Here is a 7655-nt window from a genome sequence, read left to right as displayed (position 1 = left end):
GCTGTACGACCCGCTCACCGGGCTCCGGGTGGCCGAGGGGCGGCTCACGGCCGTCGTGTGCGGGGACCCGGACGCGGCCGGGCGCTTGGCGGACCGGCTCGGCGGCCACTCCCCCGAGCATGCCGGAGAGCCCTCCGTACTCCTCGGCACCGTGGCGCTCGACGGGCTGCCGCTCGCCGAGGCGCGGCGCGTCGTACTCGTCCAGGACAAGGACCCCGTGCTGCTCTCGGGGACGCTGCGGGAACTGCTCGACGTCCCCGCCTCCGGCGCCGTCGCACCCGACGCGGCGCTCGCGGCGGCGCAGTGCGCGGACGTGCTCGCGGCGCTCGCGCAGGCCGATCCCGACCCGGGGGCGAGCGGGGGCGATCCGCTGCGGACCCGGATCACCGAGCGCGGCAGGTCGCTCTCGGGCGGCCAGCGGCAGCGGCTCGCGCTTGCGCGCTCGCTCGTCGCCGACCCGGACGTCCTCGTGCTCGACGAGCCGACCTCGGCCGTCGACGCGCACACCGAGTCCCGCATCGCGGGCGGACTCGCCGCGCTCCGCGCGGGCCGTACCACCGTCGTCCTCACCTCGTCGCCGCTGCTGCTCGACGCGGCCGACCGGGTCGTGCTCGTCCTCGGCGACACGGTCGTGGCCGAGGGCGCGCACCGCGAACTGCTCGCCGCCGAACCGCGCTACCGGGCGGTCGTGACGCGCGAGACGGACGAGGAGGGGGAGGACCTCGGCGTGCTGCGCGAGGTCCAGGTGGTCGACGGCGCCGAGGGCCCCGCCGGGAGCGCCGTCGTGGCGGCTCCCGCCGATCAGCTGCCCGGCAAGGACACCGTACGGATCGAGGAAACCGCATGACCGGGCCCAAGCCCCCCGTGTACGACCCGGCCGCGCCGACGACGGCCGAGACGCTGCCGGTGGGCAGCTCGGCGACCGTACGCGCCTACATCGGTGCCCTCTTCCGGCGGCACCGGACCGCCTTCGTCGCGCTCATCTCGGTGAACGCGGTCGCGGTGATCGCCTCGATGATCGGCCCGTACCTGCTCGGCGACCTCGTCGACCGGGTCTCGGACCACGCGGACGAGATCCACCTGCCGCGCACGCTCACCCTCTTCGCGCTGGCGCTGCTCGTGCAGACGGTGTTCATCCGGATGGTGCGGCTGCGCGGCGCGATGCTCGGTGAGGAAATGCTCGCCGACCTGCGCGAGGACTTCCTCGTACGCTCCGTGAAACTGCCGCCGGGCATCCTGGAGCGGGCCGGCACGGGTGACCTGCTCTCGCGGATCACGACGGACATCGACCGGCTCGCCAACGCGATGCGGGAGGCGGTGCCGCAGCTCTCGATCGGGCTCGTGTGGGCGGTGCTGCTGCTCGGCGGGCTCGTCGTGACGGCGCCGCCGCTCGCTCCCGCCGTGCTGATCGCCGTACCGCTCGCCGTGGTGGGCTGCCGCTGGTACTTCAAGCGCGCCCCTTCGGCGTACCGCTCCGAGGCGGCCGGGTACGCCGCCGTCGCCGCCGCGCTCGCCGAGACCGTCGACGCGGGCCGCACGGTCGAGGCGCACCGCCTCGGCGCGCGCCGCATCGCCCTCACCGACCAGCGGGTCTCCCAGTGGACCCGCTGGGAGAACTACACGCTCTCGCTCCGCTCCGTGCTCTTCCCGGTCATCAACGTCACGCACACGACCGTGCTCGCCTCGGTGCTCATGGTCGGCGGGGCCTTCGTGCTCCAGGGGTGGATCGACGTCGGCCAGCTGACGACCGCCGCGCTGCTCGCGCAGATGCTCGTCGAGCCGGTGGGACTGATCCTGCGCTGGTACGACGAGTTGCAGGTCGCGCAGGTCTCGCTGGCGCGTCTGGTGGGGGTGCGGGACATCGAGCCGGCCGCCGGGGACGAGAGCGTCGCGCCGCGGGGCCGCGTGCTCGACGCGGACGACGTCCACTTCGGGTACCGGGAGGGGGTCGACGTCCTGCGCGAGGTGACGCTCGCGGTCGAGCCGGGCACCCGGCTCGCGCTCGTGGGCCCCTCGGGCGCGGGCAAGTCGACCCTCGGGCGGCTGCTCGCCGGGATCTACGCGCCCCGCACGGGCGCGGTGACGCTGGGAGACGCGCCGCTGTCGGAGATGACGGCGGAAGCGGTCCGCAGCCACGTCGCGCTCGTCAACCAGGAGCACCACGTCTTCGTCGGCTCCCTGCGCGACAACCTGCGTCTCGCCAGGGCCGAGGCGGGCGACGAGGACCTGTGGGCCGCGCTCGCCGCGGTGGACGCGACGCCGTGGGCGCGCGCGCTCGACAAGGGCCTCGACACGGAGGTCGGCTCAGGGGCGGCAACCCTGACGCCCGCGCAGGCGCAGCAGATCGCGCTGGCCCGCCTCGTCCTGGCCGACCCGCACACCCTCGTCCTGGACGAGGCCACGTCCCTGCTCGACCCCCGCGCGGCCCGCCACCTGGAACGCTCGCTCGCCAAGGTCCTGGAGGGCCGCACGGTCGTCGCCATCGCCCACCGCCTGCACACGGCCCACGACGCGGACGTCATCGCGGTGGTGGAGGACGGGCGGATCAGCGAGCTGGGGAGCCATGAGGAGCTGGTGGCGGCGGAGGGGGCGTACGCGCGGCTGTGGGAGTCGTGGCATGGGTGACGGGGGCGGGATGTGAGGTGAGCGCGGCTTCCCCGGGGCGGCGGCTCGCCCCCGGGGGGGCGGCTCGCCCCCGGGGGGGGCGTTGTCCTGGGGCGCGGCCTCGCCCGGGGTTTCTGCGGGGCCGTCCTCAGGGCACACGGGGGTTGCCCCGGGAGAGGGGCCGGCACGCGGGACGGCATCCCGGAGCCGGGTTTCGCACGACGGTCTCGGCAGGCGCCGAGCGCGCCTCGGCGGGGTGCGCGACGCGGGGTCGGCCCCGGCAGGACGGGCGGGCTCACGTACGGCTCACGTACCGGGAGCCGCACGCGGAGACGGCGCGGGGGCCGTGACGCGCCGTGGTCCGCCGCGAGCACGGCTGGTCGGCGCCTCCGAAACGCGCCCCGGCTCAGACCACGTTGAGGGCGAAGAGGGCGCCGATCGCTCCGAGGGCCATGAAGATCGGGGTGAGGATCTTCAGCTCGACCCAGCTTCCGGCCCGGAAGCGCATGAACTTCGGGGGGCCGAGGGGGTACCAGAGCCGGCGCGCTATCGGGAGCGGCCACAGGATGGGGGCGCCGGAGACGGTGATGGCGTCGCCGATGTCGTGCACGAGCGCGCCGAGCACGATCGGCAGGCCGAGCCACATGTACGCCTGGCCGTCTCCGGTGAAGAGCCAGTGCGCCCCGTTCCCCGGCCGGTCGAGGAAATCGGCGAGCATCCACGCGCTCGTCGCGCCGAGGAGCCACACGAGCACGTCGCTGGAGACGCGCGCCTGCCGCCACAGCAGTCCCTCGATGGCGAGCACCATGTGGATGAAGAGAATGGCGAGGACCGCCCAGCGTCCGACGGCCACGGCGAGCGCGGAAGCGCCCGCGCCCATGAGGACGGCCCAGACGAGGGTGTGCGTCAGGGTGCGGTGGCCGCCGCTCCTGCGGGGGTCCTTCTTGCCGCGGGTGGCTTTGTAGACGCCGTAGGAGAGGGCGTCCACGAACTTGCACAGCGCCTTGCTGACCGGCCCGAAGGCCCGGGATATCGTCGCCGCGTGGTGGTCGAGGTCGGGTGCGAGGGCGGCCCCGGCGGTGATGAGCGCGCCGACGAGCAGTACCGGCCAGGGCATCTCGTGCCCGTTGGCCGCCGCGAGCGCCCCGACCCCGAGCCAGGCCGCGGCCCCGGAGAGCGAGTGTGCCGGTCCCATCATGAGCGTGTCCCCCACCTTCGACGCACCGCTGTGCAGTTGACGGCCCGTCCTGCTTCCTTCTGTCCGGACGAACGGTCCCTCACCCTACCGGTCGTGATCTTCGCGCCGTCCGCCGATTCCCCCTCCCCGGCGGCGAAAGGGCAAGATGGGGGCGTGACCCTTATCGATCAGCTCCCTGCGACCCCCGATCCCGACGCCCTCTACGAAGCCTTCGCCTCGTGGACCGAGAGCCAGGGGATCACTCTGTACCCGGCCCAGGAGGAGGCGCTGATCGAGGTGGTCTCGGGGGCGAACGTCATCCTCTCGACGCCGACCGGCTCCGGCAAGAGCCTGGTCGCCGCGGGGGCGCACTTCACCGCGCTCGCGCAGGACAAGGTCACCTTCTACACCGCCCCGATCAAGGCACTCGTCTCGGAGAAGTTCTTCGACCTGTGCAAGATGTTCGGCACCGAGAACGTCGGGATGCTCACCGGCGACGCCTCGGTCAACGCCGACGCCCCCGTCATCTGCTGCACCGCCGAGGTCCTCGCCTCGATCGCGCTGCGCGACGGCAAGGACGCGGACGTGGGCCAGGTCGTCATGGACGAGTTCCACTTCTACGCCGAGCCCGACCGCGGCTGGGCCTGGCAGATCCCGCTCCTTGAGCTGCCGCAGGCGCAGTTCGTACTGATGTCGGCGACGCTCGGGGACGTCGCGCTCTTCGAGAAGGACCTCACCCGCCGCACGGGCCGGCCGACCTCCGTCGTGCGCTCCGCGACCCGCCCGGTGCCGCTCTCGTACGAGTACAAGCTGACGCCGCTCACCGAGACGCTGACCGAGTTGCTCGACACGCGGCAGGCGCCCGTCTACATCGTGCACTTCACGCAGGCGCAGGCCGTCGAGCGCGCGCAGGCGCTCATGAGCATCAACATGTGCACGCGCGAGGAGAAGGACCGCATCGCGGAACTGATCGGCAACTTCCGTTTCACCACCAAGTTCGGCCGGAACCTGTCGCGGTACGTACGGCACGGGATCGGCGTGCACCATGCGGGGATGCTGCCGAAGTACCGGCGGCTCGTCGAGAAGCTGGCGCAGGCCGGGCTGCTCAAGGTCATCTGCGGGACGGACACGCTCGGCGTGGGCGTCAACGTGCCGATCCGCACGGTGCTGTTCACTGCGCTGACGAAGTACGACGGGAACCGGGTGCGCACGCTGCGCGCCCGGGAGTTCCACCAGATCGCGGGGCGTGCCGGGCGCGCGGGCTTCGACACCGCCGGGCTCGTCGTGGGGCAGGCTCCCGAGCACGTCATCGAGAACGAGAAGGCGCTCGCGAAGGCCGGGGACGACCCGAAGAAGCGGCGCAAGGTCGTGCGCAAGAAGGCTCCGGAGGGGTTCGTCGCCTGGAGCGACAAGACCTTCGAGAAGCTCATCGCCTCCGACCCCGAGCCGCTGACCTCGCGGTTCCGGGTGACGCACACGATGCTCCTCGCGGTGATCGCCCGCCCCGGCAACGCTTTCGACGCGATGCGCCATCTCCTGGAGGACAACCACGAGCCGCGCCGGCAGCAGTTGCGGCACATCCGCCGGGCCATCGCGATCTACCGTTCGCTCCTCGACGGCGGCATCGTGGAGCGCCTGGACGAGCCGGACGCGGAGGGCCGCATCGTCCGGCTCACGGTGGACCTCCAGCAGGACTTCGCGCTCAACCAGCCGCTCTCCACGTTCGCGCTCGCGGCCTTCGACCTGCTCGACCCCGATTCGCCCTCGTACGCGCTCGACCTCGTCTCGGTCGTCGAGTCGACGCTCGACGACCCGCGCCAGATCCTGGCCGCGCAGCAGAACAAGGCGCGCGGCGAGGCCGTCGCCGCGATGAAGGCGGACGGCGTCGAGTACGAGGAGCGCATGGAGCGGCTCCAGGAGATCGGCTATCCGAAGCCGCTGGAGGAGCTGCTCTTCCACGCCTACGACACGTACCGCAGGAGCCACCCGTGGGTCGGGGACCACCCGCTCTCGCCGAAGTCCGTGGTGCGGGACATGTACGAGCGGGCGCTGACCTTCACCGAGTACGTCTCGCTGTACGAGCTGGCCCGCACCGAGGGCATCGTGCTGCGGTACCTGGCCTCCGCCTACAAGGCCCTGGAGCACACCGTCCCCGACGACCTCAAGTCGGAGGACCTGGAGGACCTCATCGCGTGGCTCGGCGAGCTGGTGCGCCAGGTGGACTCCAGCCTGCTCGACGAGTGGGAGCAGCTCGCCAACCCGGAGGAGATGAGCGCGGAGGAGGCGCAGGAGAAGGCCGACCAGGTCAAGCCGGTGACGGCCAACGCGCGCGCGTTCCGGGTGCTCGTGCGCAACGCGATGTTCCGGCGCGTCGAACTCGCGGCGCTGGACCGGGTCGACGAACTGGGCGGGATGGACGCGGACGCGGGCTGGGACGCGGATGCCTGGGGCGAGGCGATGGACGCCTACTGGGACGCGCACGAGGAGCTGGGCACCGGGCCCGACGCACGCGGCCCGAAGCTGCTGCTCATCGAGGAGCGGCCGCAGGAGGCGCTGTGGCGGGTGCGGCAGATCTTCGACGACCCGGACGACGACCACGACTGGGGCATCAGCGCCGAGGTCGACCTCACCGCGTCGGACGCGGAGGGCCGTGCGGTGGTCCGGGTCACCTCGGTGGGGCAGCTCTGAGCCGGGCCCCCGGCGGGCGCGGCCCCGGGGGCCGCGCCGGTGTTCCGTCCCCGAGCCCGTGCCGGTGTGGTGCGGGGCGTGCTGTGTGAAAGGGCGTACGTGACCATGACCGATCCGGGCGAATCCGCGCCCGAGCGCCTGGTGGACCTCCTCGACCTGGAGCGGATCGAGGTGAACATCTTCCGCGGCCGCAGCCCGCAGGAGTCGCTGCAACGTGTCTTCGGCGGGCAGGTCGCCGGGCAGGCGCTCGTCGCGGCCGGCCGGACCGTGGACGCGGGCCGCCCGGTGCACTCGCTGCACGCCTACTTCCTGCGCCCGGGCCGTCCCGGGGTGCCGATCGTCTACGAGGTGGAGCGGGTACGGGACGGGCGGAGCTTCACGACGCGGCGAGTGACCGCCGTGCAGCAGGGCCGCACGATCTTCACGCTGACCGCCTCCTTCCACGTACCCGAAGAGGGCGCCTTCGCGCACCAGTTGCCTCCGGCGGGCCCCGGGCCGCTCGTCGACCCGGAGTCGCTGCCCCGGCTCGCGGACGAGGTCCGCGCACACCTCGGCGAGGTGCCGGACGAGCTGGAGCGCATGGCCCGCAGGCAGCCCTTCGACATCCGGTACGTCGACCGCTTGCGGTGGACGCCCGAGGAGACCACGGGCGCCGAGCCGCGCAGCGCCGTGTGGATGCGGGCGGTGACGCCGCTGGGTGACGACCCGCTCGTGCACACGTGCGCGCTCGCCTACGTGAGCGACACGACGTTGCTCGACGCGGTGCGGCTGCCGGTGGAGCCGCTGTGGGGCACGCGGCTGCTCGACCTCGCCTCGCTCGACCACGCGATGTGGTTCCACCGGCCCTTCCGCGCGGACGAGTGGCTGCTGTACGAGCAGGAGTCGCCCGTCGCCACGGGTGGGCTCGGGCTGGCCAGGGGCCGGATCTACGACCGGGCGGGCAGGCTGCTCGTCTCGGTCGTGCAGGAGGGGCTGTTCCGGCCGCGCGGCGGCATCCAGGTGCGGTCCGGCGAGGCGCCGCACGGACAGGGCGCGTAGCCGCCGGACGAGCACGCGCGCGACGGTCGTCGTGTTCACCGGCACCGCCCCTGACCGGTGGCGCCGGTGCGGCGGCACTCGCGGTACGCCGTGCCGCCGTCGCGCCGGGGCCACGGCACGAACCGTCGCCGCGCCCGCCGCGCACCGG

The 7655-nt window shown here is 73.1% G+C and carries 5 protein-coding genes; 4 read left to right on the top strand and 1 reads right to left on the bottom strand.

Annotated elements, in window-relative coordinates:
* Together G3I42_RS28025 and G3I42_RS28020 are read left to right on the top strand one after the other, a co-directional pair.
* The coding region (locus G3I42_RS28025) for an ABC transporter ATP-binding protein (RefSeq protein ID WP_164290535.1) at positions 1-847 on the top strand (847 nt) is incomplete at its 5' end.
* Positions 844-2625, top strand: a complete 1782-nt coding sequence (locus G3I42_RS28020; RefSeq protein WP_164290533.1) for an ABC transporter ATP-binding protein — start codon at positions 844-846, stop codon at positions 2623-2625. The genes G3I42_RS28025 and G3I42_RS28020, both read left to right, overlap by 4 nt.
* 385 nt (positions 2626-3010) lie before the next feature.
* Here the strand turns inward: G3I42_RS28020 and G3I42_RS28015 are convergent, their stop codons facing one another.
* Positions 3011-3802 carry a metal-dependent hydrolase gene (locus G3I42_RS28015; protein WP_164290531.1) on the bottom strand — a complete coding sequence of 264 codons (792 nt, stop codon included), beginning with the start codon at positions 3800-3802 and terminating at the stop codon, positions 3011-3013.
* A 93-nt stretch (positions 3803-3895) separates the two neighbouring features.
* Between G3I42_RS28015 and G3I42_RS28010 the strand changes: the two genes are divergently transcribed.
* Together G3I42_RS28010 and G3I42_RS28005 are read left to right on the top strand one after the other, a co-directional pair.
* Complete coding sequence (locus tag G3I42_RS28010) at positions 3896-6469, top strand: DEAD/DEAH box helicase (RefSeq protein WP_164290529.1); 2574 nt, start codon at positions 3896-3898, stop codon at positions 6467-6469.
* Positions 6470-6574: 105 nt separating this feature from the next.
* A complete protein-coding gene (locus G3I42_RS28005) occupies positions 6575-7507 on the top strand; it encodes an acyl-CoA thioesterase II (protein ID WP_164290527.1) in 933 nt (310 codons plus the stop codon).
* Positions 7508-7655 lie beyond the last annotated feature (148 nt).

This window comes from Streptomyces sp. SID11385 (assembly GCF_010548245.1).
Lineage (GTDB): Bacteria > Actinomycetota > Actinomycetes > Streptomycetales > Streptomycetaceae > Streptomyces.
Note: the sequence above shows the minus strand (reverse complement) of the source record. Positions and strands in the feature narration are given on the sequence as shown.